The organism is Mycolicibacterium celeriflavum, assembly GCF_010731795.1.
In the GTDB taxonomy this organism is placed as follows: domain Bacteria; phylum Actinomycetota; class Actinomycetes; order Mycobacteriales; family Mycobacteriaceae; genus Mycobacterium; species Mycobacterium celeriflavum.
On the sequence record NZ_AP022591.1, the window covers coordinates 793,435 to 820,000 of the forward strand.

At 67.1% G+C, this 26,566-nt stretch carries 26 protein-coding genes; 12 read left to right on the plus strand and 14 right to left on the minus strand.

Annotated features, from left to right (window positions below):
• Positions 1 to 79 precede the first annotated feature (79 nt).
• From G6N18_RS03745 to G6N18_RS03755, 3 genes are all read right to left on the minus strand, one after another.
• Positions 80 to 478 carry a hypothetical protein gene (locus tag G6N18_RS03745; protein ID WP_067224369.1) on the minus strand — a complete coding sequence of 133 codons (399 nt, stop codon included), beginning with the start codon at positions 476 to 478 and terminating at the stop codon, positions 80 to 82.
• A 64-nt stretch (positions 479 to 542) separates the two neighbouring features.
• On the minus strand, positions 543 to 1,649 hold the full coding sequence (locus G6N18_RS03750; RefSeq protein ID WP_067224367.1) for a glycosyltransferase: 1,107 nt from the start codon (positions 1,647 to 1,649) through the stop codon (positions 543 to 545).
• Positions 1,650 to 1,747: 98 nt separating this feature from the next.
• A complete protein-coding gene (locus G6N18_RS03755) occupies positions 1,748 to 2,659 on the minus strand; it encodes a dienelactone hydrolase family protein (protein WP_083002673.1) in 912 nt (303 codons plus the stop codon).
• Between the two features lie 124 nt (positions 2,660 to 2,783).
• On the opposite strand from G6N18_RS03755, the gene G6N18_RS03760 reads away from it, so the two are divergent.
• Complete coding sequence (locus G6N18_RS03760) at positions 2,784 to 4,574, plus strand: N-acyl-D-amino-acid deacylase family protein (protein ID WP_234806175.1); 1,791 nt, start codon at positions 2,784 to 2,786, stop codon at positions 4,572 to 4,574.
• On the plus strand, positions 4,564 to 5,007 hold the full coding sequence (locus G6N18_RS03765) for a nuclear transport factor 2 family protein (RefSeq protein WP_067224361.1): 444 nt from the start codon (positions 4,564 to 4,566) through the stop codon (positions 5,005 to 5,007). The genes G6N18_RS03760 and G6N18_RS03765 overlap by 11 nt, the downstream gene beginning before the upstream one ends.
• A 101-nt stretch (positions 5,008 to 5,108) precedes the next feature.
• Here G6N18_RS03765 and G6N18_RS03770 read toward each other — a convergent pair whose 3' ends face one another.
• The 4 genes from G6N18_RS03770 to bfr form a co-directional block, all read right to left on the minus strand.
• Complete coding sequence (locus G6N18_RS03770) at positions 5,109 to 6,461, minus strand: type I glutamate--ammonia ligase (protein WP_407663572.1); 1,353 nt, start codon at positions 6,459 to 6,461, stop codon at positions 5,109 to 5,111.
• A gap of 39 nt (positions 6,462 to 6,500) precedes the next feature.
• A complete protein-coding gene (locus G6N18_RS03775) occupies positions 6,501 to 6,983 on the minus strand; it encodes a carboxymuconolactone decarboxylase family protein (protein WP_083002668.1) in 483 nt (160 codons plus the stop codon).
• Between the two features lie 52 nt (positions 6,984 to 7,035).
• Positions 7,036 to 9,090, minus strand: coding sequence for an MDR family MFS transporter (locus G6N18_RS03780; RefSeq protein ID WP_083002664.1), 2,055 nt, complete (start codon positions 9,088 to 9,090; stop codon positions 7,036 to 7,038).
• A gap of 165 nt (positions 9,091 to 9,255) precedes the next feature.
• Positions 9,256 to 9,741, minus strand: coding sequence for a bacterioferritin (bfr, locus tag G6N18_RS03785; protein WP_067224352.1), 486 nt, complete (start codon positions 9,739 to 9,741; stop codon positions 9,256 to 9,258).
• Between the two features lie 241 nt (positions 9,742 to 9,982).
• Here bfr and G6N18_RS03790 point away from each other — a divergent pair, with 241 nt between their 5' ends.
• Both G6N18_RS03790 and G6N18_RS03795 read left to right on the plus strand, forming a co-directional pair.
• The gene (locus G6N18_RS03790) at positions 9,983 to 10,615 is read left to right on the plus strand and encodes a fatty-acid--CoA ligase (protein ID WP_067224350.1); all 633 of its coding nucleotides are present in this window, start codon (positions 9,983 to 9,985) and stop codon (positions 10,613 to 10,615) included.
• A 3-nt stretch (positions 10,616 to 10,618) separates the two neighbouring features.
• Positions 10,619 to 10,828 carry a (2Fe-2S)-binding protein gene (locus G6N18_RS03795; protein ID WP_067224347.1) on the plus strand — a complete coding sequence of 70 codons (210 nt, stop codon included), beginning with the start codon at positions 10,619 to 10,621 and terminating at the stop codon, positions 10,826 to 10,828.
• A 7-nt stretch (positions 10,829 to 10,835) separates the two neighbouring features.
• Here the strand turns inward: G6N18_RS03795 and G6N18_RS03800 are convergent, their stop codons facing one another.
• The 5 genes from G6N18_RS03800 to G6N18_RS03820 all read right to left on the minus strand — a co-directional run bounded on the left by G6N18_RS03800 (position 10,836) and on the right by G6N18_RS03820 (position 14,330).
• A complete protein-coding gene (locus G6N18_RS03800) occupies positions 10,836 to 11,606 on the minus strand; it encodes an enoyl-CoA hydratase/isomerase family protein (protein WP_083002661.1) in 771 nt (256 codons plus the stop codon).
• Between the two features lie 78 nt (positions 11,607 to 11,684).
• Positions 11,685 to 12,389, minus strand: coding sequence for an EthD domain-containing protein (locus G6N18_RS03805; RefSeq protein ID WP_083002658.1), 705 nt, complete (start codon positions 12,387 to 12,389; stop codon positions 11,685 to 11,687).
• Positions 12,390 to 12,415: 26 nt separating this feature from the next.
• Positions 12,416 to 12,787, minus strand: coding sequence for a thiocyanate hydrolase (locus G6N18_RS03810; protein WP_083002655.1), 372 nt, complete (start codon positions 12,785 to 12,787; stop codon positions 12,416 to 12,418).
• Complete coding sequence (gene scnC, locus G6N18_RS03815) at positions 12,784 to 13,497, minus strand: thiocyanate hydrolase subunit gamma (protein WP_067224337.1); 714 nt, start codon at positions 13,495 to 13,497, stop codon at positions 12,784 to 12,786. Before scnC ends, G6N18_RS03810 begins: the two co-directional genes overlap by 4 nt.
• Entirely contained in the window at positions 13,494 to 14,330 is an 837-nt protein-coding gene (locus G6N18_RS03820; RefSeq protein WP_067224335.1) for an SH3-like domain-containing protein, read from the minus strand. The genes scnC and G6N18_RS03820 overlap by 4 nt, the downstream gene beginning before the upstream one ends.
• Positions 14,331 to 14,669: 339 nt before the next feature.
• On the opposite strand from G6N18_RS03820, the gene G6N18_RS03825 reads away from it, so the two are divergent.
• Entirely contained in the window at positions 14,670 to 16,616 is a 1,947-nt protein-coding gene (locus tag G6N18_RS03825; protein ID WP_109749475.1) for an FUSC family protein, read from the plus strand.
• A 4-nt stretch (positions 16,617 to 16,620) separates the two neighbouring features.
• Here G6N18_RS03825 and G6N18_RS03830 read toward each other — a convergent pair whose 3' ends face one another.
• Positions 16,621 to 17,265 (minus strand): DUF5701 family protein, encoded by a 645-nt coding sequence (locus G6N18_RS03830; protein WP_083002653.1) that lies wholly within the window; start codon positions 17,263 to 17,265, stop codon positions 16,621 to 16,623.
• 82 nt (positions 17,266 to 17,347) lie between these two features.
• Between G6N18_RS03830 and G6N18_RS03835 the strand changes: the two genes are divergently transcribed.
• The 3 genes from G6N18_RS03835 to G6N18_RS03845 are packed head-to-tail and all read left to right on the plus strand — an operon-like array spanning position 17,348 to position 20,828.
• Complete coding sequence (locus G6N18_RS03835; protein WP_083002818.1) at positions 17,348 to 19,030, plus strand: tetratricopeptide repeat protein; 1,683 nt, start codon at positions 17,348 to 17,350, stop codon at positions 19,028 to 19,030.
• Positions 19,031 to 19,047: 17 nt separating this feature from the next.
• Positions 19,048 to 19,527, plus strand: coding sequence for a nucleoside deaminase (locus G6N18_RS03840; RefSeq protein WP_067214384.1), 480 nt, complete (start codon positions 19,048 to 19,050; stop codon positions 19,525 to 19,527).
• Positions 19,524 to 20,828, plus strand: coding sequence for an alpha-amylase family protein (locus G6N18_RS03845; RefSeq protein WP_083002650.1), 1,305 nt, complete (start codon positions 19,524 to 19,526; stop codon positions 20,826 to 20,828). The genes G6N18_RS03840 and G6N18_RS03845 overlap by 4 nt, the downstream gene beginning before the upstream one ends.
• Here G6N18_RS03845 and G6N18_RS03850 read toward each other — a convergent pair.
• The gene (locus tag G6N18_RS03850; protein WP_083002647.1) at positions 20,812 to 21,276 is read right to left on the minus strand and encodes a DUF1810 domain-containing protein; all 465 of its coding nucleotides are present in this window, start codon (positions 21,274 to 21,276) and stop codon (positions 20,812 to 20,814) included. The genes G6N18_RS03845 and G6N18_RS03850 overlap by 17 nt on opposite strands.
• 55 nt (positions 21,277 to 21,331) lie before the next feature.
• Here G6N18_RS03850 and G6N18_RS03855 point away from each other — a divergent pair, with 55 nt between their 5' ends.
• The 4 genes from G6N18_RS03855 (at position 21,332) to G6N18_RS03870 (ending at position 26,561) form a co-directional block, all read left to right on the plus strand.
• Entirely contained in the window at positions 21,332 to 22,585 is a 1,254-nt protein-coding gene (locus G6N18_RS03855) for an alpha-hydroxy acid oxidase (protein WP_083002644.1), read from the plus strand.
• 192 nt (positions 22,586 to 22,777) lie between these two features.
• A complete protein-coding gene (locus tag G6N18_RS03860; RefSeq protein WP_083002640.1) occupies positions 22,778 to 23,782 on the plus strand; it encodes an esterase family protein in 1,005 nt (334 codons plus the stop codon).
• Positions 23,783 to 23,964: 182 nt separating this feature from the next.
• Positions 23,965 to 26,286 carry an endopeptidase La gene (gene lon, locus G6N18_RS03865; protein WP_083002637.1) on the plus strand — a complete coding sequence of 774 codons (2,322 nt, stop codon included), beginning with the start codon at positions 23,965 to 23,967 and terminating at the stop codon, positions 26,284 to 26,286.
• Positions 26,287 to 26,372: 86 nt separating this feature from the next.
• On the plus strand, positions 26,373 to 26,561 hold the full coding sequence (locus tag G6N18_RS03870) for a hypothetical protein (protein ID WP_083002634.1): 189 nt from the start codon (positions 26,373 to 26,375) through the stop codon (positions 26,559 to 26,561).
• The last annotated feature ends 5 nt before the right edge of the window (positions 26,562 to 26,566 follow it).

Sequence of the window (26,566 nt, forward strand, 5' to 3'; positions counted from 1 at the left end):
CGATCCGGCTCATTGACGAACCCGCTAATTCTGCGGGTAACCGGGCGCAGGCCCGGCTAAACGGAACGGACCGCGGTCGCTACAGCGTCGCGGTCAGCGGGCCCACCGGCTCGCAGACCGGTTGCGGCGGATTACCCGTCGTTGAGCAGCCTCGACCGGTGGCGACGTAGGTCGCCCCGGGCTGGTGCGGCGACAAGTACACCCGCGCAGGCAACAGGCCGTTGTTCTGCTCGCACCGCCCCGGGCCCTGGCTGCCCTGCAGTTGGACGCACGCCACCGCTTGATACGGGACGGCGCCGTCGCATCCCGCCGGCGACATCGTCACCGCGACCATCTCGGTGCCCGACACCTGGACGACGTGCGGCGGGGACAGCGTGTAGGTGCACGGCGGGGTCTGCGGGTCGGCGCCCGCCGCGGCGGTGATCGGTAGGCAACTCAGGGCGACGGTGAGACCCGAAACCATCAGCGACCTGATCATTCCCAGATCTTAGGAACCCCGCCCTGGTGAGGGTGCGCAAATGGCCGTTTCGCCGCCGTTTGGGTCAGTACACGCGCAGCGCCCGCAGCATGCCGGTCGCGGCCCTCGGCCAGGTGAAGTGTTCGGCGCGGCGGCGGGCCTCGTTGCGTCGCACGGTTTCTGGGCGGCTGATGACCGACGCGACGGCGTTCGCGATCGCGACCGGGTTGTTGTCGGCGGCCACTCCGCTTCCTGCGTCCAGGATCTCGGTCAGCGCCGACGTGCGCGACACCACCGCTGGTGTCCCAGACGCGAGCGCTTCCAGTGCGGCCAGTCCGAACGTCTCGTGAGGGCCGGGCGCCAACGCGACGTCGGCGGTCGCCAGGATCGACGCGACGGTGTCGCGGCAGCCGATGTAGCCGGTGAAGTGGACGGGCAGGCGCGCGGCCTGCCGTTCGAGTCGCGTGCGCAGCGGCCCGTCCCCCACGACGATCAGCCTCGCGTCGACGCCCGTCGCGTGCAGCGCCGCAACGGTGTCGATGCTGCGGTGGGCGTGCTTTTCCACCGACAGGCGCCCGCAGTGCACCAGCAGCGTCTGCTCCGGGCGGGCCCAGCGTTGCCGGACCGACGCGGAGCGGTGCCGGGGATGGAACTGGTCGAGGTCCACACCCAGCGGCACGGTGAACACGTTCGAGGCGTGGATGCGGTCGAACTCGTCACGCGCGAACCCCGTCGTACACACCACCGCGTCATAGCTTTGGGCGGTGCGGCGGTTCGCGGCGTCGGCGACCTTGTGTGCGGCCCGCTTCGGAAGTAACTGCCCGACAAGGCGATCGAGGCGCTCATGCGAGATCATCACCGTGGCGACGCCGTGCTGTCGGCCCCAAGCGCCCAGGGAACGCAGCGTGAGCCGATCCGACACCTCGAGGGCGTCGGGGGTTAGCTGTTCCAGCAGTGCGGTCACCGGACCGGGTAGCGCCGCTCGGTAGCCGCCCGTGAACGGAATCCTGCGGGCGGGCAACGAGATTCGAACGACTCCTGACGGCAGTTCCCGCCACTCGGACCGTGCTCCGGGCACGACGAGATAGACCTCGTGACCGCGTGCACAGTATTCGGCACCGAGTCGATCGACCGCCGTGCGTAGGCCGCCCGAGCGCGGGCCGTAGAAGTTCGCTACCTGCACAACCCGCATGCGCTCAATGTGGCCGCGATGCGTGTGCGGTCGCCAACGAGGCGGTGACGGTCGGGCGAAGTACGCCTTAACACCGCTCGCTTAGATGGCGGGGCGCGTCAGGCTACGTAGCGCGACAACCAGTCCTGTACACGGCGCCAGGCGTCGGCCGCGGCGGTGGCGTTGTAGCGCTCGCGGGTGTCGTTGAAGAACGCATGGTCGGCGTCGGGTTCGGTGACCAGTTCGAACACCAGGCCGGCCTTCTCGAGGGCCGCCCTGGCGACGGGCTCCGTGGCGTTCACGCGTTGATCCTCAGCGGCGTAAATACCCAGCACCGCAACATCTTTCGAACGCGAAAAGTCCGGGTTCTCGGGCGTCGGGCCGTAGAACGGTACCGCCGCCGACAGCCGCGGCTCGCCGGCGGCCAGCAGTCGCCAGACATAACCGGCACCCATGCAGAACCCGACGGCGGCGACCTTCTTGCCGAGCACGCGTCGCTGAAGTTCATCGACACCGGATCTCAGGTCGGCCAGCGCCTCCTCGGGCGGAATCTTGCCCAAAGCGGCCGTCGCCTCGGCGGGGTCGGCGAACGTTGCCGTTCCGCCCTGCGCCGAGAGCAGATCGATCGCCAACGCGGAGTAGCCGATGCCCGCAAACCGTCCCGCCACCGAGCGGGTGTGGTCGTTGAGTCCCTTGTTCTCGTGAATGACCAGAACGCCACCCCGGGCGGTCGGCGCTTCGGCCCAGGCGCCCTGAAGTTCGCCCCGAGGCCCGGCCCAGGTGATCGGCGCGGTGGGCAGGGCGTTCTCGGCGCCCGGTGGCGGCGCGCTCGCGGTTGCGGGGTCACTCGAGGTCACCGGCGCCTCCGCCGCGGGCTCTCGGGTTTGGCTACACGCGGCGAACAACGCCGTCGCCCCGGCGGTGCCGACGCCGAGCAGGGCGAGCCGACGCAGCGCCTCGCGCCGCGACAGCAGCCCGTCGACGTGGTCGGTGGCGATCTCTTCAGCGATGTAGCGCTGCAGCGGGGTCACCTTCGCGAGTATGCCCCCGCATTCGATGTCGGAACAGTGCACGTCAAGCCCATCAGTAGACAGAAATAGAAATCTGTTCACAATTTTCATTGACACTCGTCAACTCGGACTGTTCTATGGCCTGGTGAGCTACGACACGATCATCCGCAACGGTCGCTGGTTCGACGGCACCGGTGCCCCGTCGGCCGTGCGGAACCTCGGTATTCGCGACGGCCGCGTCGTCGCGGTCAGCACCGACGACCTCGACGCGACCGACTGCCCCCAGGTCATCGACGCGACCGGCAAGTGGGTGCTGCCGGGCATGCTCGACATCCACACCCACTACGACGTCGAGGTCCTCAACGGCCCGGCCCTGGCCGAATCGCTGCGACACGGCGTGACCACCGTGATGCTCGGCTCGTGCTCACTGTCGACCGTGCACGTCGACGCCACCGACGCGGGCGACATCTTCGGCCGGGTGGAAGCGATCCCCCGCGAACACGTCATCGGCGCGGTCGAGCAGCACAAGACCTGGTCGAATTGCGAGGAGTACATCGAGGCGCTGGAGTCGCGGCCGCTCGGCCCCAACGTCGCCGCCTTCATCGGGCACTCCGACATGCGGGCTGCGGTGATGGGTCTGGACCGCGCCACCCGCAAGGACGTGCGACCCACCAAGGGCGAACAAGCGCAGATGGAGCGCTGGCTTGCCGAGGCGCTGAAGGCCGGGTTCGTCGGAATGTCTTCGCAACAACTGCTTTTCGACAAGCTCGACGGCGACGTCTGCCGGTCGCGGACGCTACCGTCGACCTACGCCAAGCCACGGGAGTTGCGCCGGCTGAAGTCGCTGCTGCGCCGCGCCGGGCGGGTGCTGCAGTCTGGCCCGGACATCCAGAACCCGCTCAACCTCGGCTCGCAGCTGGCGCAGTCGCTGGGCATCGTCCGTAATCCGCTCAAGACCAGCCTGCTGTCGGCGGCGGACGTGAAATCCAACCCGTACAGCATTCACGCATTGGGTCCGGCCGCCCGGCTTGTCAACAAGCTCGGCGGCAACTTCCGGTGGCAGCATCTGCCGGTGCCGTTCGAGGTCTACGCCGACGGCATCGACCTGGTCGTCTTCGAGGAGTTCGGGGCGGGTGCCGCGGCGCTGCACATGCGCGACGAGGTCGAGCGCAACGAGTTGATGCGCGACGAGGCCTACCGCCGCCGCTTCCGCAAGGAGTACGAGAGCAAGCTGGGTATCCGCGTATGGCAGCGCGACTTCTTCGACGCCGAGATCGTCGCCTGTCCCGACGCGTCGGTCGTCGGCAAGTCGTTCGGTGAGGTCGGCCGGGACCGCGGCGGGTTGCACCCCGTCGACGCGTTCCTCGACCTGGTGCTCGACCACGGACGGGCGCTGCGCTGGCGCACCACGATCTCCAACCATCGGCCCGACGTGCTCAGAAAGCTGGCGCACGACACCGGAATTCAGATGGGCTTCTCCGACGCCGGTGCACACCTGCGCAACATGACGTTCTACAACATGGGTCTGCGGTTTCTGCGCCATGTGCACGACGCCGAGAAGACCGGACGGCCGTTCATGACGATCGAACACGCGGTGCACCGGATCACCGGAGAACTGGCCGACTGGTACCGCATCGACGCCGGCCATCTGCGCATCGGAGACCGCGCCGACGTCGTCGTCGTCGACCCCGCGCATCTCGACGACTCGCTGGACCGCTATGCCGAATCGGAAGTCGATCAGTACGGGGGGCTCTCACGGATGGTCAACCGCAACGACGACACCGTGACCGCCGTCTTGGTTTCCGGGCGTGCGGTGTTCCTCGACGGCCAACTCACCGACCTCGTCGGCAACCGGCGGACCGGGCGGTTTCTGCGTGCGGCGCACAAGGCGCCGGCGCTCTCGCGACAGGAAGGTGAACTGGCCAGTGTCAGTTAGCGATACGGTGCTCGGAATGTGGAAGGCGCTGTCGGCGCGTGACTGGGAGACGGTGAAGACCTTCCTGTCCGACGACTGCATCTACCTCGACATGCCGGTCGGTCCGACCGCCGCCGCGCGTGGGCCCGAAGACATCGTCAAGCGCCTCAAGATCGGCCTCGAGCCGCTGGCGTCCTACGAGAACTTCAACGGCCTGATGCTCGACAACGGTGCGGACGTGATGTACGAGCATCACGAGGAATGGCACTGGGCCACCGGCGAATCCGCCATCCTGAAGTTCGTCAGCGTGCATCGCGTGGAGAACGGCAAGATCACCTTGTGGAAGGACTACTGGGACATGGGGGCGCTGGCGAACAACGCGCCGCCGACCTGGATGGAAGACTTCGCCAACGCCGACATGTCGTGGGTGTTCGACGCGACCGGCCTGGTCTAGTCGTCATACGTTCTTGTGCTCTAACGGGTTGTTTTCCGGCAACAGGTGCCGGTGATCAACCCGTTACGGCCCCTGCAACACGACCGGCCTGGTCTAGATCGTCATACGCTCCAGGCCAGCCGGAACTTGTCGGCGATCTCCTCGAGGCTCAGCGCGCCGTAGTTGTCGTGCTCGTAGCGGCGCACCGCGACCACGGCGTCGACGGCCTCGTCGCCGAGGATCTTTCGCATCAACGACGATCGGTTCAGCACATCGAGCGCATCGATCTGCTTCTCGCGTAGCAGAACGACGCCCGTCTGCTCACGCTGGGCGTCGGTCAGCGTCGCGGGGTCGACGGTCGTCTCCGGCGGCAGCGGCAGCCGGCGTTCGATGCCGTCCAGCGCAAGACCCAGGATCGCCGCGGTCGCGAGATACGGATTGGCCGAAGGGTCGACCACTTTGACTTCGATGTTCGCGCCGTAGGGGTTGCTCGGCCCGCCGATCAGGTATCGCACTGAGGCTTCCCGGTTCTCGGTGCCCCAGCAGACATACGCACCGGCCCAGTTTCCCGGCTGCATACGTTGGCCGGACAACACCGAACCGGCGAGCACACCCTGCGCCTCGGGCAGGCCGGCGACCAAACCCGCGACCGCCGATTCGCCCTCCCGAGTCATACCGTTGACGCCGGTGCCGTCGAAGAACAGCTCGGTATCCCCCCGCTTCATAGAAAAGTGTTGATGTGCGCCGGATCCGACACCGCCGGCGAACGGCACCGGCGACAGGCTCACCCGCATGCCGTACTGCCGCGCGACCCGTCCCACGATGATGCGCGTGAGCACCAGCGCGTCGGCCGCCGCGACGGGTGGCAGTGGGGCCAGCGAGATCTCGAACTGGTTGGCTCCGTACTCGGGGTGGAACTGTTCGATCGCGACACCCGATGCGGTCGCGGCGTTGGTGACGTCGCGCACGAACCCTTCGAACTCCAGCACGCCGGCCAACCCGTACTGCGCCCACAGGTGCGACTGCAGGCGCCCGCCGTCGGGACCGACGAGCACGAACTCCATCTCGTGTCCGACGACGGCGGAAAGACCCTCGTCCGTCAGTCGCTTCTGCACCCGGCCCAGTGCCCCGCGGCTGCAGTGCGGATCGGGTGTGCCGTCCTGGTTGAAGAACGCCCCTGGCGCCCAGGCCAACCCGTCGCCCAGGATGCGCAGCGCGCTGAGGTCGATGCGGATCCGCTGATCACCGACCGGCGTGATCGCTCTGCTGTAAACGATGCCGGTGTGGTCGATCGCGAAGGCATGCCAGACCGGACTGGCACCCAGCCCGGGATCGGCGAACGCCCCCATGCGGCGCAACGGCACCGTCTTGGCATGCGTGAGCCCGGCCGGGTTGACGACCGTGCCGATCAGAGTGGCGACCCCATCGGCTTCGAGTTGGGCGATCGCCGCGGCCGCGAGGGGCTTGGCTGCCACTGGCTTCACGACAGCCATTGTGCGCGGTCGCGCTGCGGCTTACAGCGTGATCTTGCAGCTTTGGCCGATGTCGAGCGTGCGAAGCATGCGGCCCATCCCCAGCCACATCGCGCAGGACAACGCCAGGTCGGTCAGTAGTTCGTCGCTGAAGTGCTCGCGGCAGCGGTCCCAGAAGTCCTCGTCGTCGCGAAGGCCGGTGTGGTCGCTGGCGAAGCGCTCGGCGAATTCCGCTGCGATGCGCTCCTGCGCGCTGTAGCCCGGCCAGGTACGCCATTCGGCGGCGTGGTCGTAGAGGTCCTCGTCGACGCCGGCGGCCAAACCCTCTGCGTCGCGGGTGTTCTGACAGACGACGCACTCGTTGTCGAGCGCGATGACCATCCGTGCGAGTTCACGCACCCGCATGGGAAGCCGGTTCTTGGTGTAGACCGCGTTGGTGAAACCTGCCATCGCGACACCGATGTCCGGCGACTTCACCACCCAGGCGGCGGCGTCGTCGTCGGCGAAGTCCCCAATGCGGCTCATGACGGCATCGTACGCCGGGAGCCGCAGAATTGGAACGCGTTCTAGTTTGGTCTCAGCCCGTGGCGACCAGCTGAGCGCGGTCGTCGGTCCAGTCGCGCTGCACCAGCATGCGATGGGCGATTCGCTCCAGCGCCGCCTCCACCTGCAACCGGTCCGGACGTCCCTCGAACGAGGGCGAGGTGGCCAGCTTCTCGACGATGCGCCCGACGATCGCGGTCGAGATCGCATCGACCTGTCTGATGCCCTTCTGGGTGAGCCACAGCCGGCCGCCGGTGCGCAGCGCGAGGCCGTGACGCACGAGATCGTCGAAGGCCGGTTCGATGACCTCGTGCGGCACGCGCAGGCGTTCGGCGATGTCGGTCAGCGTGACCGAGCCGAACACCTGGTTCTGCCGGTAGATCTGCAGCAGCGCCCACATCTGGCAGACATCGAGATCGCAGCCGGGTTGCGCGGCAAGCGCACGCAACCGGATGTCCGGCGAATCGCGGAACAGCCGGCCGACGGCCACCTCGAGGATCTTCTCGGGCGATTCGGTGCTCGGCATCCCGAAGCCCTCGCCGAGGTCGGACGCCGACACCATTTCCATCTCACGCAGTTGCACTTCCTTCAGGAACAGCGAGACGACGAAGCCGACGACCGCGACCGGCACGACGTAGAGGAACACCCGGCCCAGCGAGTCGGCGTATGCGTCGATGATCGGCGCGGCCATCTCCGGGGACAGCGTGTGCAGTGCCTGCGGCGAATCCGCAGCGAGCGGCGGCGCTCCGCTGGCGGCCAGCGCCGGGCCGATCCGGCTCGCGAGGAAGTTGGCGAACAGGCTGCCGAAAATGGCTGCGCCGAAGGAACTTCCGATGGTCCGAAAGAACGTGACGCCCGACGTCGCCACTCCGAGGTCGGCGAAGCTCGACGTGTTCTGGACGACCAGGATGAGGACCTGCATGCAGAGGCCGATTCCGGTGCCGAGGATGAACAGAAACAGCGACTGCTGCCAGGTCGGCGTCGCGGCGTCCATGCCGGACAGCAACAGGAACGCCACCGCCATGACCGCGGTGCCTGCGACCGGGAACACCTTGTACCGGCCGGTGCGCCCGACGATGCTCCCGCTGCCGATCGAGGTGATGAGCATGCCCGCGACCATGGGCAGGGTCCGCAGGCCGGATTCCGTCGCCGACACGCCGTCGACGAACTGCATGAACGTCGGCAGGAACGTCAACGCCCCGAGCATGGCGAAGCCGACGATGAAGCCCAGGATGCAGCACACGGTGAACACCGGGCTGGCGAACAGCCGGATCGGCAGAATCGGTTCGGCCGCACGCAATTCCACCCAGACGAAGATCGCGAGCGCGACGGCCGAGGCCGCGAACAAGCCGGTGATGATTCCCGACGACCACGGGTAGGTGCTGCCGCCCCAGCTGGTCGCCAGGGTCAGCCCGGACGCCCCCAGGCCGATGAAGAGAATGCCGGCGTAGTCGATCACCGCCCTACCGGCCCTCGCCAGCGACGGGATCGCCACGGCGCCGACCGCGAACACGACGAGCGCGATCGGGACGTTGATCCAGAACGCCCAGCGCCAGCTGAGGTGATCGGTGAAGAACCCGCCGAGCAGGGGGCCGATCACCGTGGTGACGCCGAACACCGCGCCGAGGGCACCCTGGTACCGTCCGCGCTCCCGCAGCGGGATGACCTCGCCGATGACGGCCATCGCCGTCACCATGATCGCGCCGCCGCCGATGCCCTGCAGGGCGCGCGAGGCCACCAGGGCCGCCATCGACCCGGCCATGCCGCACAGCACCGACCCGACGAGGAAGAACACCACCGAGACCTGGAACACGGTCTTGCGGCCGAACAGGTCGCCCAGCTTGCCGACCACGGCGGTGACAATCGTCGAGGCGAGCAGGTAACTGGTGACCACCCAGGACTGGTGGCCGGCGCCGCCGAGATCCGCCACCACCGTCGGCAACGCGGTCGCCACGATCGTCTGATCGAGGGCTGCCAACAGCATGCCCAGCAGCACCGCGACGAAGATGACGTTGCGGCGCTGCCTGCTGATCAGCGCGCCGCCGGACTCCCGGTCGGCGGCGGCGTTGGGCGCGGCTTGGCTGGTCATGTCTCCCTTCCGAGGCGGAACTTTCCACACACATATCGTTAGCCAGGCTAGGAAAGTTACGCACCCTGACGAGAGTTACCCCGCGAACGTGCGCAAAACGCTGCAACAAGCACGGCGTGTCTTGCGCAAACGCGCACGCTCGCGGGGGAAAAGAAAGCTGGCCGGCTATAAGGCGGTCGGCGGACGCGACACACACTGTGCCGCGTAGAGCTCGTCGCCGAGCTTGTCCATCAGCTGCAGCTGGGTCTCGAGGTAGTCGATGTGCTCTTCCTCGTTGGACAGGATCTTCTCCAGCACGGTGGCCGAGGTGGCGTCGCCCTTGTCGCGGCACATGATGATGCCCGGACGCAGGCGCTCCAGCACCTCGTACTCGATCGCCAGGTCGGCCTCGAACTGCTCACGCAGGGTCTGACCGATGCGCAGGGAGAACAACCGCTGATAGTTGGGCAGGCCGTCCAACATGAGAATGCGGTTGGTGATGTCCTCCGCATGATTCATTTCTTCGAACGACTCTTTACGCGTGTATTCGGCGAGTTCGGTGAAGCCCCAATTCGCTTGCATCTTCGAATGCAGGAAATACTGGTTAATGGCTGTGAGTTCGCTCGTCAATTGCTCGTTGAGCAATTTCAGGACGTCCGGATCGCCTTGCATGGTGGCTCCTAGGGCACTTGAGGGCTGGTCAGGCATCGCTTCGATTGTGCACCTTCCAAACTAGTCCAGTTATGGCCGACAAGCGCGCTTTAATGCTTGCGCGGGGCGTGTTTTCGGCTCAATGACAAGCCGTCGCGACGCCTCGAGGGCCTGATGCGGGCCCTAGTCTGGACTGCCTAGGCTAAGTAAGGTTAGACTGCGCTAACCATTGGACCGGAGTCGAGACAGGCGGTGAGAATCGATGAGTGAGTACGATCTGCACTCGCTGATTCTCGCATGCGACTTTCGAGTCGATGACGTCGAGCGAATGTGGAAATGGCTCAAGAAGCGCCACGATAATTTGCAATCAATTGGTGCCCATCATGTCGTCGTCTACACGTCGATTTGGGAGCCGAACCGCGTGCTCGTCACAATTGGAATCCGCAACGCCCGGTCAATTCGCGACGTTTTGCGCTCGTCGGCGGTTTTCGAGTGGTTCGACGTCGCCGGAGTCGACGACATTCCGCCGGTCTTCGGCGGCGAAGTGGTCGAGAAGATCGACCTGTACGCCCCCTCGCCCGCGGATCACGTGGGCCGGGTGGTGGTGGGCGTCATGTCGTCGGTCGAGGACGTGTCTGAGCTGATGGTCAAGGTGCATGACGGGATCGAGCGCTTCAAGCGCAGCGGAGTGCGCAAGATCTGGGTCTACCGCGCCCTGGACGACGGACACGAAGTGATGATCCTGCAGGAAATCGAGGACGAGGTCGCAGCCAGGCAGTGGATCGATCACCCGGACGCGGCTGCCGAGTGGATGTCCAACGTCGGCCTCGGCGCCTATCCGACCCAGTTCGTCGGTCGGTTCGCCCACCTGATGAGCGTCGAGAAGCAGGGCTGACCGATGTTTGTCTGCCTTTGCACAGGAGTCACCAGCCACGACGTCACCGAATGCGTGGCCAACGGGGCTCGCACGTCCAAGCAGATCGCCGAGGCCTGCGGCGCCGGCGGCGACTGCGGGCGATGCCGGCGCACCTTGCGGGCGATCCTCGCCGCGCACGCCGAGGTCGCGGTCGAGGTCGACGAACCGACGCCGAGGGCGGTCAGTCGGTAGCGCGCGGCTAGTCCGCCTCGCGCTTACCGGTGAACTCGGCCAGCGCGCTCGCGTTCGCCGCGGCACCCATCAACACCGCGAAATGTTCGATCTCCCTGGCGGTCGCGGCGGCGATGCCGTCCCGGGTCGGCGCGGTGATGGTCTGCTTGACCGCCATCAGGCTCGCGACGGGCCGAGACGCGAGGATGTCGGCGTGGCGGCGAGCTTCCGGCAGCAGCTCCTCGGGCGCACATACCTTCCATGCCAGCCCCATTCGCTGTGCCTCGTCCGCATCCACCCACTCCGATGACATCAGCAGCCAGGCGGCGTTCTGGCGGCCCATCAGCCGCGGCAGCAAGTAAGACGACGCGGCCTCGGGCGCGACACCGAGGCTGGTGAACGGTGTCTTGAGCCGAGCTGTTGTCGACATGAAGACCAGATCCGCGTAGCCCAGGATAGTTGCGCCGATACCGACCCCGACACCGTTGACGGCGCATATCAATGGTTTCGGCAAGTCGGCGAGCGCATCGACCATGGTGGTGAAGTGGCTGCCCTGCTCGTTGAACGCGGGATCGGTGATGCGCCTTTGCATCTCGACGAGATCGTTGCCCGCGCTGAACGCCCTGCCCTCACCGGTCAGCACGACAACTGCGACCTCGGGATCAGCGGCGGCCTCGCTCAGGGCGACGGCGGTCGCGTAGTACATCTCCTCGTTGAATGCGTTGAGCACCTCGGGCCGGTTCAGGGTCAGTGTGCGAACCCGGTTGTCGTCGGCGATCTGCAAGGTCGTGTCAGCCACGGCAGCAGCGTAAGCGCTGCGCGATGTGGCAGCCGCGGGCGGGTGAGACGAGTCCCACCGGGCGGCGCCGCTCCTCCATCACGACGTGGCGAACGGAGTTCGGTAGACGTAACGACTGGTCGGTACCGTGTCGACGTCGCGGTTGGCGCCGAACGCTGCGGTGCTGGCCACCATGCGGTCCATCCGGCTGCGCAACTCGTCGTCATCGGCCGCACCGAAGAACGCGTGCAGATCCGAGGTCGCCGCTGCGGGGAACAGCTCCTCGACGATCGCATCTATGCGTGGCGCGCCCGGCGTCAGCGCGTGCACGACCGCGTTCTGGGTGTAGCCGAAGGTCGATTGTGTCTCGATGGCGACCGGCGTGTGGTCGATGTGCCACCGCCTCCGCCACGTCGCCTCGTCGAGGTCCTCGGGCCTGCGCAGCAGCGCCACGTTGGCCAGTCCGACGGTGCGCTCACCGGGCGCAGTGTCCGGCGCGGGCAGTGGTACCGATTCGGTGACCAGGTAGGCGGCGACGTCGTCCGCCTCCCCGAGCAGCCGCGTGACCGCGGCCATCACCTGATAGCCGTAGTACTGCTGCGTCCACAGGCTGACGAACCCGACCACCGGAGGGTCCAGCGTCGTCAGCGTCATCAACGAGTCGCGCACGACGTCATCGCGGACGTTGACGGCCAACCCGGGCAGATCCAGGGCGAGCAGGTCGGTCGCGACCTCCGAACGCATCCTTTGGCACCACGTCTCGTCGGCCTCGGGCCGCCGCAGAGTGATGATGACTTTCTCCACGAAGCGAACTTAATGCCTGGCGGCGCTCAGGCTTCCAGCCGCTGGCGGATCGCGGCGAGGCGCTGCTGGAGTTCCTCTTCACCGATGATGCCGCGCGCCACCAGGGAGTGGGCCAGCGACACCAACTGGTTCTCCGGATAAGGCAGGTTCGAATACCGCGTCGCCGACAGCACGTCCTCCTCGTCGCGGCGCTGCTTGAAATCCGGGATGTCGGCGGCGCAGGCGGCGCGGTCGAGCGCATCGCACATCCCGTCCAGGCTCGTCTTCCACGGCGGTACCGGGTTCTGGACCCCGTACTTTGCGGCCATCCGGGACCAGACTTGGTTGCGCTCGGCGATCTCTTCCAGTGGTGCGATCGCTGCCCGCTCGACGCCCGCCGAATCCGGTGTGCCGCTCATGCTTTCGGTACAGGGTGAACGGCCGGCCGGGTGTCGGTGATGACGTTGGTCGTCACCCCTGCTTTCGGCAGCGCGACGCCGATCAAGCAGTCACGCGTGACGATTTCGGCGAGTTGTTCCTCGGTCCAGTCATCGGTGCCCTCGGGACGCATGGGCATCACCATGAACCGGTGCTTCTGATTGGAATCCTGTACCCGGATGGCGATCTCGTCGGGCAGATAAAGGCCGAACTCCGCCAGCACCTGGCGCGGCCAGCGGACCATGCGCCTGCGGTAGTTCGGGGTGCGGTACCACTCGGGTGAGTTGCCCAGGATGGGGCGCGGGTAGCAGGAGCACAGCGCGCAGACGATCACGTTGTGCAGTGTCGGCGTGTCCGCGAGGATTTCGAACGCGGTGAAGTCGCTGGGTGTGCCGAAGCCGGTCGGTTCCATCCAGTCGACGCCGACCTCCTTGCTGGCAGTCATGGGTTCCGCGAGAGCCAGCTTCTTGAATTCGGGATCCAGCCATGCCCTGGCCACCAGGGTGGCCGCCGGAGTCGGCCCGATCTGCTCGGCGAACTCCGTGAAGCGCCGATGCTCCTCGGCGGTGAAGATGCCCTTCTCGATGCACAGTTCGCGCAGCGCGATCTCGAGGACTTCGAAGTCGGTGATCTCGTCGACCATCGGCGCGACGGTGCGGTCATGGTCGTGGTCGTGGTCGTGACCGGTCATGCGGCGGCCTCCAGCCAATGTTCGGGGATCTCGGTCTGAATGACGTCGTCGCCGGTGCCGGTGTAGCCGTGCCACAACTCCGACATGGTGAACCGCACGACGTAGAACCATTCCGGTTTGGCCGGCCGGTCCCAGGTCTCGTCTTCGGCCGCCGGACTCTCATAGGCGACGGTCGCGATCTCGCCTCTGGCGCCGCGCACGTATTCCGGAGTGCGGGTGTAGAAGATCACCGGCAGCTCGCGCACGACGACCGCGTCGCCGACCTTGAATTTCGGCTCGCCGGCCTGGCCGGCATAGACCTGCGGGTCGCCTTTGCCCACGGCGTGCTTGTGATGGGCATTGCGCTTGACCTGCGCCCCATCACCTTCGGACTTAGGCCTGGCTTCCAGCGTCTTTCCGGCCAGGCCGCCCTCGTAGCGTGCCTTGACCTCTGCCATCCGCTCGCTCAACTCGGTCAGCCCGATGTGATGCTTTTCGACGAGCACCCGCGCGACGGCCAACAGCCAGCGGCCGTAGTACGGCAGACCCAGGTATTCGGCCCTGCCCACATCGACGTTGCCGATCCGGCGGCGTTCCTCCGAGAGCCAGATGCCGCGCCAGGCAAGGACCTCGCAGATCACATACGTCATGTGCTCCCAGAGTTCGTACTGCTTGTTCTCGTACTTCATCGGCGCATCCGGCTCGCCGCCGACGTCATGAACGGGTTTGAGGTACGCGGTGATCCGGTGGTGATCAAGGAGATCCGGGGTGGGCGCATCCGGCAGTTCGGGATAGGCCGATTTCAGCCGGGCCACCAGATCGAGTTGAGCTGCACGCTCGGCCGCCGTGCTCATGACGATTCCCTTCGTTGCCGCGGCCGGCCATCGGAGGCGATCGCGGACGCGCTCGGTACTTCTCGTGAGACGTCAGCTGACTTTATCCGCGGACCCGCGTAATCGCAGGCGATTCGGTCGAGGATCGGATTCGGTGGTTGCCGGCAGCTTTGGCCTGTGCCACACGATATTTGACACACCGCAGCTGCCGGGCGCCCGGCGACGCGTGGAATCAACCCGGATACGCCGGCGCAAACACCACCGATCCGACGCGTGTGCTGCAGCCGTGAGAACCCGCGGAGGCGTCAGAATGAACAGGTGAGCACACGCAGCCGGATCATCGACGCCTTCCGGCCGACCATGCCCGACATGGGGGCCGTGGCGAGGAGCCTGCTCGGGGTGTTGGCGGTGGCCGCCGTCGCGCTGCTGTGGGACTCGGGCGCGACCGCGGTGTGGGCCGCGAGCGCTGCGGCGGTCGCCGGTGCCATCGCGCTGCAGGACAGCCCCGGCGGGCGGATCACCCGGGTTCTCGTCGTGGCCGTGGAAATGGGTGCCGCGGTTTTCCTCGGGTCGCTGGCTTCTTCGTTCGACGTCGTGTTCATTGCCGTGCTCGCGCTGTGGTGCTTCGCCGCGGGACTGCAGTGGGCGGTCGGGGCCAAGGCGGGCCTCGTCGCCGCCGCGGCCGGCGCCGTTTTGGCGATCGCGCCACCCCTGGCGCCGTCGGCGGGGTCGGTGTTGGTGCCGACCATCCTGACGATTGCCGCTGCCGCTGTGCAGGCCGGGCTGATCGCCGTCTGGCCGCCGCAGCGGTGGCGCACTCAACGTGACGCGTTGACCGAGGCATATCGAACACTGGCCCTCGCTGCGCATGAGGGCGAGCAGGACGCCAAGTCCCCCGCCGCCGCGATACTGATGCCGTCGTTGCGCGATGCGTTCGTCGACACGCAAGCCGGCCGTCATCCCGAGGCCTACCGCGGCGGGCATCGGGTGCCCGAACGGATCATGGCGACGTTGCGCACGCTGCGTGGCGCACCTGACGCCAGGCGAGAAGCGGTCTCACGGGTGCTCGCGGCTGCAGCCGATGTGCTGCAGGCGATCGCCGACCACAGCCGCACCGCGAGGCGGGATGCCGAGCACGCCCTGGTCCGCTTGGACACCGCGGTAGCGGCACTCGACAGTTCAGACGATGCTGCTGCGAAACGACTTTCGCAACAATTGCACGAAGCCGCGGAACTGCGATTCCCCGATCTGTACCGGCCCGATCTGGTCAACCCCTTGCGCGCGGCCGTTGCTGCCGTGCGGGCGCATATGACGCTGACGTCGCCGATTCTTCGGCACGCCATCCGGTTGTCGGCGGCGATCGCGATCGGTGCGGCAGCCGACCGGTTCGCGCCGGTCGTGTACGGCTATTGGATCCTGCTCACCGTGTTGATGGTGTTGCGGCCGGAGACCGCCCACACCTACACACGCTGCGTCGGGCGACTGGCGGGCATCGCAAGCGGAATCCTGATTGCCTCGTTGATCGTACTGTTGCTGCACCCGACCGGACTGTTCGCCGCCGTGCTGGCCACGCTCTGCCTCGCCTCGACATATGCCGCGAACAGGGTGGGATACATCGCCACCAGCGCGGCCGTAGCGGCGGCCGCCGTGTTCCTCCTCGAGATCGACGCCGCCACCTCCGGTGCGACGCTCGAGGACCGCCTGTTCTCGGTCGTGATCGGTGGCGGCCTCGCGGTGGTGGCCCATGTGGCCCTACCCGACCACGCGCTGACCCGGCTGCATCACCGGGCAGGCGAGCTGCTCAAAACCGAGATCGACTATGCCGCAACGGTCATCCGCGCTTACGTGCACCAACTCGACCACCCCGCCGACGCCGTGTCCTCGGCGTGGCAACACGCGTTCCGCGCCCGCGCCGGATTCGAAGCCGCCTCGGGTGCCACCCGGATGGAGTCCCGCGAGCTACGCCGGTGGTTGCGCTCGTACCGCACCGCGGTGAACGCCGTCACCACCTCCTGCACCGCGTTGGAGGACAACCTGCCGAGTCGTCCGCCCACGTCGCTGACCCCCGAATTCATCGCCGCCGTCGACGATTTCATCGATGCGCTGCGCGGGGCGCCACCGAACCCGGGGACACCCTGGACCGTCGACCTCGCGGCATTGACAGCCGCCAACCAGCAGGTGCGCGAGCGGGCAGCCGGGCTCACCGGCGACGACGGCGCCGCCCGGGTGCTGGTCGCCGAGATCGCGTCGATCACCCGTAGCCTGTCCGGGATCGCCGCTATCCGCGAGCGCGCTACGGCTGAATGAATTCCTAGCCCAGTACCTCACGCCCGCCGGTCGAGGCGAACCCCAGCCAGGTGTGCCGATTGCCGGCCCAGCACCAGCCGACCTTCGGTGCGTCACGGTTGGCGGCGCCGTCGCGGCCGGTGCCGTTGCTGATCCACAGGGCAGGCGTCCTGGCGTCCAACGCACCCGACGGCTTGCGCAGCCGCGATCCGATGGTCATGAAGCAACGGTTGCGTTGCAACGTGTCGGGCTGGTGCAACAACCAGTGCAGGCCTTCGGTCAGTGTCAACGGCGAGCGCCCGGCGCCGACGATGGCGGGCAGCGCTTCGTCGGGACTCCAGTTCGCCATCGCGTCTCCCCGATCCGGGTCGCGCACCACATACAGCGCGTCGTCCGGCAGCAGCACCGACTCGATGGGTGTGAAGTCGTCGACGTCGTCCATGTCGGACACCACGAAGCCGGGCTTGGCGTTGCGGCGCACGAGCGGCGCCAACGCGGACGCGGGCACCAGCTCGGGATGCACCATCAGCAGCGCGCGCCGACCCGCCGGCCGCGCGCACATCTCGCGCAACCGGCCGGCGGGCAGCCGGGCCAGGTCATGCACACCGAGCTGGATCAATGTCTCGGCTTGTTCGGTGAGGGTCGGAAACGATGTCGTGACGGTCGGCATGAGGCCACAACGAAGCACGCCCGCCCGAGAGTTCCTGCTCGTCATACTCGTCAGCGCTGCACCGGTGAATTATCGTGCGTTGATGAGCATCTCGGTCGACGACGAAACCTACTACGACCTCGGCTCCTTTCACCGGCCGATCGACACGCCGTCGCCGCAGGCGCAGGTGTGGTTCGACCGCGGCCTGGTGTGGTCCTATGCGTTCAACCACGAGGAGGCTGTCCGCTGCTTCGACCGGGCTCTCGAACTGGACGCCGCCCTCGCGATCGCCCGCTGGGGGGTGGCGTATGCGATCGGACCGAATTACAACAAGGGCTGGGAGGCCTTCGATCGCGTCGATGCCGCCGCCTCGTTGGCCCGCGCCCGGATGGAGTTGCGGCTCGCCGCCGACGGTCGCGCATCGGCGGTGGAACGCGGCCTGATCGACGCCTTGCAGTCGCGCTTCCCCACTGACGATCCGGACGACACCGCGGCACTGGATACAGGCGCTGTGCGCTATGCCGACGCGATGGCGGCGCTGGCGGAGGCCTACCCCGACGACGTCGACGTTCAGGCGCTGGCCGCCGACGCGCTGGTCAACGTGACCGCATGGGCGTTGTGGGACACCAGAACCGGCGAGCCCGCCCCCGACTCGCGGGTGCTGGCGGCCAAGCGGATCCTCGACGACGCGTTGGCCACTGAAACCGGCCGCCGACACCCCGGCGTCCTGCACATCTATGTGCACGCCATGGAGATGTCGGCGGCCCCGCAGGATGCGTTGCCCGCCGCAGACCTGCTGCGCGACCTGGTGCCCGACGCCGGTCACCTGCAACACATGCCCAGCCACATCGACGTGCTCTGCGGCAACTACCACGATTCGGTGACGGCGAACCAGTCGGCCATTGAAGTGGATCGACGCTTCGTCGCACGCGAGGGACCGCTGAACTTCTATTCCCTGTACCGGGCGCACAACCTGCATTTCGTCGTGTATTCGGCGATGTTCGAGGGTAATTCGCGCACCGCGTTCGCCGCCGCCGAGGAACTCGCGGTCCAGCTCAGCCCGGAGCTTCTGGCCATCGAGTCCCCGCCGATGGCCGACTGGCTGGAGGCGTTCGTGCCGCTGCGCACGCACGTGCTGGTCAGGTTCGGCCGCTGGGAGGAACTGATCGCCCAGCCGCTGCCCGAGGACACGGACCTGTACTGCAGCACCGCCGCGACGATCCACTACGGCCGCGGTGTGGCCCACGCCGCCATGGGCAATCTGAGCCAGGCGCACGCTGAGCGTGACGAGTTCGCCGCCGCCTACGGCCGAATTCCGGCGAGCCGGTACCTGTTCAACAACACCGTGCTCGACATCCTGGCGATCGCCGGTGCGATGCTCGACGGCGAGATCGCCTACCGGACAGGTGAATACGATGAAGCATTTACACATCTGCGGCGCGCTGTCGACCTCGACGACGCGCTGCCCTACGACGAACCCTGGGGATGGATGCAGCCGACCCGGCACGCATACGGCGCGCTGCTGCTCGAACGGGGTCACGTCGAGGAGGCCGCCGCGGTCTACGCCGCCGACCTCGGGCTGGACCCGGCGCTGCCGCGGCCGTGCCAGCATCCGAACAACGTGTGGAGCCTGCACGGCTACCACGAATGCCTGCAGCGGCTGGGCCGCGATGCCGAGGCGGCGGTCATCGGTCAACAGCTCACGCTCGCCGCGGCCCGCGCCGACGTGCCGATCCGCGCCTCGTGTGCCTGCCGGCTCGAGGTCTCCCGGCCCTGTTGCGACTGATCCGTAGACTTCGACGGGTGGCCATCAGCGACGACGATCTCGCCCGCCTCGGTCGCTGCGTGGAGCTGGCGCGAGAGGCGCTCGACGAAGGCGATGAACCGTTCGGCTCACTGCTCGTCGACGGGACCGGCCGGACACTGTTCGAGGACCGCAACCGTGTCAAGGACGGTGATCAGACCCGTCACCCGGAGTTCGCGATCGTCCGCTGGGCGGTGGCCAACCTGGCTCCCGAGCAGCGGGCCGCCGCAACCGTGTACACCTCCGGGGAGCACTGCGCGATGTGCGCGGCGGGCCACGCCTGGGTCGGCCTCGGGCGCATCGTGTACGCCACGTCGTCGGCGCAGTTGACCCGCTGGCTGACCGAATGGGAGGCGCCGCCCCCGCCCGTCGCGCCGCTGCCGATCACGACGGTGGCCCCCGGTGTCGTGGTCGACGGGCCGGCCGCGGAGTTCAGCGACGTGATGAAGGCCCTCTACGAGGCGAAGTTCCGGCCATGACCGCGTCTTCGCGTGGTGCGGTGGCGCCCGAACCGGCCTGGGTCGAACACGTCATCTGGTGGCACATCTACCCGCTCGGCTTCGTCGGCGCCTACCCTGCCGACCCGTCACCCGGCCCCGAGGAGCACCGGCTGCGCCGCATCGTCGACTGGCTGGATCACGCGATAGCGCTTGGCGTCTCGGGCATCGCGCTCGGGCCGGTGTTCTCCTCGCGCAGCCACGGCTACGACACCACCGACCACTTCCGCATCGACGCGCGACTCGGTGACGACGAGGATTTCGACGCGCTCGTCGGCGAGGCGCGCCGCCGGGGCTTGCGGGTGTTGCTCGACGGTGTCTTCAACCATGTCGGAACCGGTTTCGCCAACACGTCGTGGTTCCGAACGCGAAACGGAGCTGTCGAGGTGTTCGAGGGCCACGGTGACCTGGTCGCGCTGGATCACGACAACCCTGCGGTGGCGGACTACGTCGTCGACGTGATGACCCACTGGCTGCACCGCGGCGCCGACGGCTGGCGTCTCGACGCCGCATACGCCGTCGCGGACCGATTCTGGGCGCAGGTGCTCCCGCGGGTCCGCGAACAGTTCCCCGACGCATACTTCCTCGCCGAGATTCTGCACGGCGACTACGCAGCGCGGGTGCGCGCGTCGGGCTTCGACTCGGTTACCCAGTACGAGCTGTGGAAAGCCGTCTGGAGCAGCCTCAACGACGGCAACTTTCACGAGCTCGATTGGGCGCTGGTGCGCCACAACGAGTTTCTCGACACCTTCGTACCCGCGACATTCGTCGGCAATCACGACGTCACCCGGATCGCCAGCCGCCTGGACGACATCCGCCATCTCGAGCACGCCTTGGTGCTGCAGATGACGACCGGCGGTACGCCGAGTGTCTACGCCGGTGACGAGTTCGCCTACCGCGGAATCAAAGAGGAAAGGTTCGGCGGCGACGACGCGGTGCGCCCGGAGTTCGACACTGCACCGGTCGCTGTCGACGAACACAGCGAGGACGTCCTGCGGCTGCACCGGTACCTGATCGGGCTGCGCCGACGCCATCCGTGGTTGCACACGGCGCGCACCGCAGCGCTGCTGTTGACCAACCGGCAGTACGTCTACCAGACCCGCGCCGGGTCCGAGGCGCTGATCGTCGCGCTCAACATCGACGACGAGGCGCTGCCGATCTCGTTGCCCGACCTCGGATTCGATCGAGGTGAGGTCCTCGCCGGGTCGGGGGCGCCACCGGCGGATGTCGTCACCACGACCGAAGTCGGTCCGCACGGCTGGCTGATCATCGCTCCGCGGTGAGCCGTTGGACGGTGAGTGGGTCCGGTTCGCCGTTGTAGTACTTCGTCAGCACCTGATCGAACACGGCCGCAACGTCGGGGTCGTCGGTGGCTCGGCTGAACAGTGTCATCGAGGACCGCACCTTGAGGTTGTCCGGCCACCCGAACAAGTCGTCGGCCGACCCCCGCCCGCTGCGGGCGACCAGTTCGGTGCACTCCCGCAGACGCGGGCCCAGCACCCCATGACCGAGATAGGCCCTCGCCTCGGCGAGCGAGGAGATCCCGTAACGCTCCGCGATCGCGCTCCTGCCGAGGCCGCGTAGTTGCGGAAACACGAACCAGATCCAATGGCTTCGTTTGCGGCCGGCGCGCAGTTCGGTCAGCACGGTTTCGTACACGGGCCGCTGAGCGTCGACGAAGCGCTGCAGGTCGAACGGATCGCCCGCAGATACCGATTTGTCGTCAGCCATCTCATCGGCAAGTCTGGCAAGCTACTCTGTGCGATTCAATGACAGGTGCACCATAGTGAAACGCCGGGTGCCGCGGCCCCGCGAGTTGGCACCGCTGCTGCAGTTCAAGAAGCCGCAGCGCAACGCGACTCAGCGCAGACTGGCGGCGGCTCTGACGATCGACGATCTGCGACGCATCGCCAAACGCAGGACCCCCAGGGCGGCGTTCGACTACGCCGACGGCGCAGCCGAAGAGGAACTGTCGCTGGCGCGTGCCCGGCAGGCGTTCCGCGACATCGAATTTCACCCCGCGATTCTGCGCGACGTCGCCAGCGTGGACACGAGTGCGACGGTGCTCGGCGGCCACGTCGCGCTGCCGTTCGGCATCGCGCCGACCGGCTTCACCCGGCTGATGCACACCGGGGGCGAGATCGCAGGCGCCCGCGCCGCCGCGCGCGCCGGCATCCCGTTTGCGCTGTCCACCTTGGGCACCAGCTCCATCGAAGAGGTCAAGGACGCCAACCCGCACGGGCGCAACTGGTTTCAGCTGTACATGTGGAAGGACCGGGACCGGTCGATGGCGCTGGTCGAGCGCGCTGCAGCGGCGGGCTACGACACGCTTCTCGTGACCGTCGACGTGCCGGTCGCGGGCGCGCGTCTGCGCGACACCCGTAACGGTATGTCGATCCCGCCGACGCTGACACTGCGCACCGTGCTGGACGCGGTCCCCCACCCCCGCTGGTGGTTCGACCTGCTCACCACCGAACCGTTGTCGTTCGCGTCGTTGGACCGGTGGCCGGGCACCGTGGCCGAGTATCTCGACACCATGTTCGACCCGACGGTGACCTTCGACGACCTCGCGTGGATCAAGCAGCAGTGGCCGAACAAGTTGGTGGTCAAGGGAATTCAAACTCTTGACGATGCCAGGGCGGTCGTCGACCTCGGCGTGGACGGCATCGTGCTGTCCAACCACGGCGGCCGCCAACTCGACCGTGCACCGGTGCCGTTTCACCTGCTGCCGCGTGTCGCACGCGAGGTCGGCGACGACGCAGAGATTTTGCTGGATACCGGAGTGATGTCCGGCGCCGACATCGTTGCGGCAATCGCGCTCGGCGCGCGTTTCACGTTGGTGGGCCGCGCCTACCTCTACGGCCTCATGGCGGGCGGCGAGGCAGGCGTCGACCGGGCGATAGAAATCCTGTCGCAGCAGGTCAACCGCACGATGCGGCTACTCGGCGTGGGTTCTCTGAGCGAACTCGGCCCGCGGCATGTCACCCAACTGCACCGGCTGAGACCCGGCGTGTCGGACCCTCCTCGCCGAACCACATAGGTACCGCTGTTCTCACAGGTAACAGCTCACTTCCTCGCTTCTCGAGTCCTCGCCGAGTCGTAATCGTTAGCCAACCGCGACGTCGTAACTGCATGTCGAGCCGACAGTCCCACTGCCAGGACGTGTTTCATTACGCCTGCACAGCAACGGCAATTGCTTGTGGAAGCGATGAAAGGTGGGTTGGTTGCCGTTATGAAGTTCTTCGAGAGGTGCCGAGGTACCGGTACAAAATTGTTGCGCCGGATGGCGGTGGTCGCGTTCACGGCGGCCGCGCTGCCCGGGCTGATCGGCTTCGCCGGGGGTTCGGCGACCGCGGGAGCCTTCTCGCGCCCGGGCCTGCCCGTCGAGTATCTGGATGTGTTCTCCCCGGCGATGAACCGCAACATCCGGATCCAGTTCCAGGGGGGTGGACCGCACGCCGTCTATCTGCTCGACGGCCTGCGCGCCCAGGACGATTTCAACGGCTGGGACATCAACACCCCGGCCTTCGAGTGGTATCACCAGTCAGGGTTGTCGGTCGTGATGCCGGTCGGCGGGCAGTCCAGTTTCTACACCGACTGGTACCAGCCGTCGCGGGGTAACGGCCAGGACTACACCTACAAGTGGGAGACGTTCCTGACCCAGGAACTGCCGGCATGGCTGGAAGCCAACAAGGGTGTGTCGCAGAACGGCAATGCCGTGGTGGGTATTTCGATGGCCGGCAGCACCGCGCTGACGTACACGATCTACCACCCGCAGAAGTTCATCTACGCGGCATCACTGTCGGGCTTCCTCAACCCCTCCGAGGGCTGGTGGCCGATGCTGATCGGGCTGGCGATGCAAGACGCCGGCGGGTACAACGCCGAAAGCATGTGGGGTCCCTCATCGGATCTGGCGTGGAAACGCAACGACCCGATGGTCAACATCCGCCAGTTGGTGGCCAACAACACCCGCATCTGGATCTACTGCGGCACCGGTACGCCGTCGGATCTGGACGGTGGTACTGCGGGTCAGAACCTGATGGCCGCGCAGTTCCTCGAAGGGTTCACGTTGCGCACCAACGTCACCTTCCGGGACAACTACGTCGCCGCGGGCGGCACGAACGGCGTGTTCAATTTCCCGCCTCAGGGCACTCACAGCTGGGGTTACTGGGGTCAGCAGCTGGAGATGATGAAGCCTGACCTGCAGCGGGTGCTGGGAGCACAGGCCAGCGCCTAGGGCCACCGCCGAGATCCACCCACAACAGGGAGCCTGCCGTTTCCCCCGAACGGCAGGCTCCCTGCCCTTTCGGGGTGTCCGGGTTCGCGCACTTTCGGGCCGTACGCGCAGAGTGAACGACCGCGGGAACAAATCAGACTGCCTAAAGGTTGAGCGCATCAGACTCAAACTTTGGAGGATTGATGGCTGAAGCCAAGACAGTTCCGGTCTTGTTCCTGAGCGAGTCGATCGTGCTGCCGGGAATGGTGGTGCCCGTCGAGCTCGACGAGGCCGCGCGCGCCGCAGTCGACGCCACCCGCGCCAGCGAGTCCGGCGAGCTGCTGATCGCTCCGCGCCTCGGGGACCGGTATCCGTCATACGGTGTGCTGGCCTCGATCGTGCAGGTCGGCCGCATGGTCGGCGGACCCGCCGCGATCGTGCGGGGCGAAGGCCGCGCGCACATCGGCGCCGGTGCCACCGGGCCGGGTGCCGCACTGTGGGTCGAGGTGACCGAGGTGACGGACGCCGAGCCGACTGAGGAGACAGTCAAGCTCGCCGCGGAGTACAAGAAGCTGCTGCTGGCGATGTTGCAGCGACGCGAGGCGTGGCAGATCATCGACTTCGTCAACCAGCTCTCCGACCCCTCGGCACTGGCCGATACCGCGGGGTATGCGTCTTATCTGACGCAGGTCCAGAAGCGTCAGCTGCTCGAGACCCCGGACGTGGCCGCGCGGTTGCGTGCGCTGATCGAGTGGACCGGCGATCAGCTGGCCGAGGTCGAGGTCAACGAGAAGATCGCCGAGGACGTCCGCGAGGGAATGGAGAAGACGCAGAAGGAATTCCTGCTGCGCCAGCAGTTGGCGGCGATCCGCAAGGAACTCGGCGATGACGACGGCACCGGGTCCTCTGATGACTACCGGAGCCGCATCGAGGCCGCCGACCTCCCCGAGAAGGTGCGCGAGGCAGCGCTGCGCGAAGTCGGCAAGCTCGAGCGGTCCAGCGATCAGAGCCCCGAGAGCGGCTGGATACGCACCTGGTTGGACACCGTGCTGGAGCTGCCGTGGAACGTGCGGACCGAGGACGCGACGGATCTGGTGGCGGCGCGGGCGGTCCTGGACGCCGACCACCACGGCCTCGACGACGTCAAGGAGCGCATCGTCGAGTATCTGGCCGTGCGGGCGCGGCGCGCCAAGCGAGGCCTGCAGGTCGTCGGCGGCCGCGGTTCGGGTGCGGTGATGGTGCTGGCCGGCCCGCCCGGTGTCGGCAAGACGTCGCTGGGCGAGAGCGTGGCACGGGCACTGGACCGTAAGTTCGTCCGCGTCGCCCTCGGCGGTGTGCGGGACGAGGCCGAGATCCGCGGCCACCGGCGCACCTACGTCGGCGCGCTGCCCGGCCGTATCGTGCGGGCGATCGGCGAAGCGGGTTCGATGAATCCCGTTGTGCTGCTCGACGAGATCGACAAGGTCGGCTCCGACTTCCGCGGCGACCCCGCGGCGGCGCTGCTCGAGGTCTTGGATCCGGCGCAGAACCATACGTTCCGCGACCACTACCTGGACCTGGATCTCGATTTGTCCGACGTGGTGTTCCTGGCGACGGCCAACGTCATCGAGAACATCCCGTCGGCGCTGCTGGACCGCATGGAACTGGTCCAACTCGACGGCTACACCGAAGACGACAAGGTCGCGATCGCCCGCGACTTCCTGCTGCCCCGGCAGCGGGAGCGGGCGGCGCTGACCGAGGACGAGGTGGCCGTGTCCGAGGACGCGTTGCGCAAGATCGCCGCGGACTACACCCGCGAACCCGGGGTCCGCCAGTTCGAGCGGCTGCTGGCCAAGGCGCTGCGCAAGGTGACGACGAAGCTGGCTACCGAAGCCGGCCCGATCGTTGTCGATGAGCCGGATCTCGTTGAGTACCTTGGTCGTCCGCGGTTCCTGCCGGAAACGGCCGAACGCACTGCGGTGCCCGGGGTGGCGACCGGGCTGGCGGTCACCGGGCTCGGCGGCGATGTGCTCTACATCGAGGCCGGGGCAACCGACGGTGAGCCGGGTCTGACCCTGACCGGACAGTTGGGCGACGTGATGAAGGAATCGGCGCAGATCGCGCTGTCCTATGTGCGCTCCCACGCCGAGCAGTTGGGCGTCGACCCCCGTGCGCTGGATCGGCGGATCCACGTCCACGTGCCGGCAGGCGCGGTGCCGAAGGACGGCCCCTCGGCGGGCGTGACGATGGTGACCGCACTGGTGTCGATGTTCACCGGACGGCAGGTGCGCTCGGACGTCGGTATGACCGGTGAGGTCACGCTCAACGGCCGGGTGTTGCCGATCGGCGGCGTCAAGCAGAAGCTGCTGGCGGCGCAACGAGCCGGACTGTCAACGGTTTTCATCCCGCAGCGCAACGAGGCGGATCTGGACGATGTTCCCGCCGACGTCCTCGAGTCGTTGGAAGTCAAGCCGATGACCGATGTCGCGGACATCGTCGCGCAGGCACTGGAACCGGCGCAGGCGCAGGCCACCGTCGCCGCCTGACCGCGAAGATTGCACTCAGGGTCGTGGTCCCGCAACGGATCACGACCTTGAGCGCAAAAACAAGGCAATGCGGGTACAAAGCGACGGTGAGATTCGTACTCGATGTGAACCTGCCCGACGACGCCGACGCCCGCAGTGAGCTGGGCAGGATCCTGCGGTACTGGGACGGGGCGATGAAAGACCTCGATGACCTCGAACCCGGAGATAGGCAGGACGTCTACGACTCCGCGTACAACCGGGTGGGCTCCTGGACGGTCAGCGCGGGCGGCGAGTAATTGTC

Bases quoted from the DNA above. Each gene is read 5' to 3' on its own strand.
- G6N18_RS03775 (WP_083002668.1), bottom strand. From the start codon at position 6,983: ATGAGCCGCATTGGGGACTTCGCCGACGACGACGCCGCCGCCTGGGTG.
- G6N18_RS03750 (WP_067224367.1), bottom strand. From the start codon at position 1,649: ATGCGGGTTGTGCAGGTAGCGAACTTCTACGGCCCGCGCTCGGGCGGC.
- lon (WP_083002637.1), top strand. From the start codon at position 23,965: ATGGCTGAAGCCAAGACAGTTCCGGTCTTGTTCCTGAGCGAGTCGATC.
- G6N18_RS03790 (WP_067224350.1), top strand. From the start codon at position 9,983: ATGAGTGAGTACGATCTGCACTCGCTGATTCTCGCATGCGACTTTCGA.
- G6N18_RS03845 (WP_083002650.1), top strand. From the start codon at position 19,524: ATGACCGCGTCTTCGCGTGGTGCGGTGGCGCCCGAACCGGCCTGGGTC.
- G6N18_RS03830 (WP_083002653.1), bottom strand. From the start codon at position 17,265: ATGCCGACCGTCACGACATCGTTTCCGACCCTCACCGAACAAGCCGAG.
- G6N18_RS03850 (WP_083002647.1), bottom strand. From the start codon at position 21,276: ATGGCTGACGACAAATCGGTATCTGCGGGCGATCCGTTCGACCTGCAG.
- G6N18_RS03780 (WP_083002664.1), bottom strand. From the start codon at position 9,090: ATGACCAGCCAAGCCGCGCCCAACGCCGCCGCCGACCGGGAGTCCGGC.
- G6N18_RS03860 (WP_083002640.1), top strand. From the start codon at position 22,778: ATGAAGTTCTTCGAGAGGTGCCGAGGTACCGGTACAAAATTGTTGCGC.
- bfr (WP_067224352.1), bottom strand. From the start codon at position 9,741: ATGCAAGGCGATCCGGACGTCCTGAAATTGCTCAACGAGCAATTGACG.
- G6N18_RS03835 (WP_083002818.1), top strand. From the start codon at position 17,348: ATGAGCATCTCGGTCGACGACGAAACCTACTACGACCTCGGCTCCTTT.
- scnC (WP_067224337.1), bottom strand. From the start codon at position 13,497: ATGACCGGTCACGACCACGACCACGACCATGACCGCACCGTCGCGCCG.
- G6N18_RS03795 (WP_067224347.1), top strand. From the start codon at position 10,619: ATGTTTGTCTGCCTTTGCACAGGAGTCACCAGCCACGACGTCACCGAA.
- G6N18_RS03825 (WP_109749475.1), top strand. From the start codon at position 14,670: ATGCCCGACATGGGGGCCGTGGCGAGGAGCCTGCTCGGGGTGTTGGCG.
- G6N18_RS03820 (WP_067224335.1), bottom strand. From the start codon at position 14,330: ATGAGCACGGCGGCCGAGCGTGCAGCTCAACTCGATCTGGTGGCCCGG.
- G6N18_RS03745 (WP_067224369.1), bottom strand. From the start codon at position 478: ATGATCAGGTCGCTGATGGTTTCGGGTCTCACCGTCGCCCTGAGTTGC.
- G6N18_RS03810 (WP_083002655.1), bottom strand. From the start codon at position 12,787: ATGAGCGGCACACCGGATTCGGCGGGCGTCGAGCGGGCAGCGATCGCA.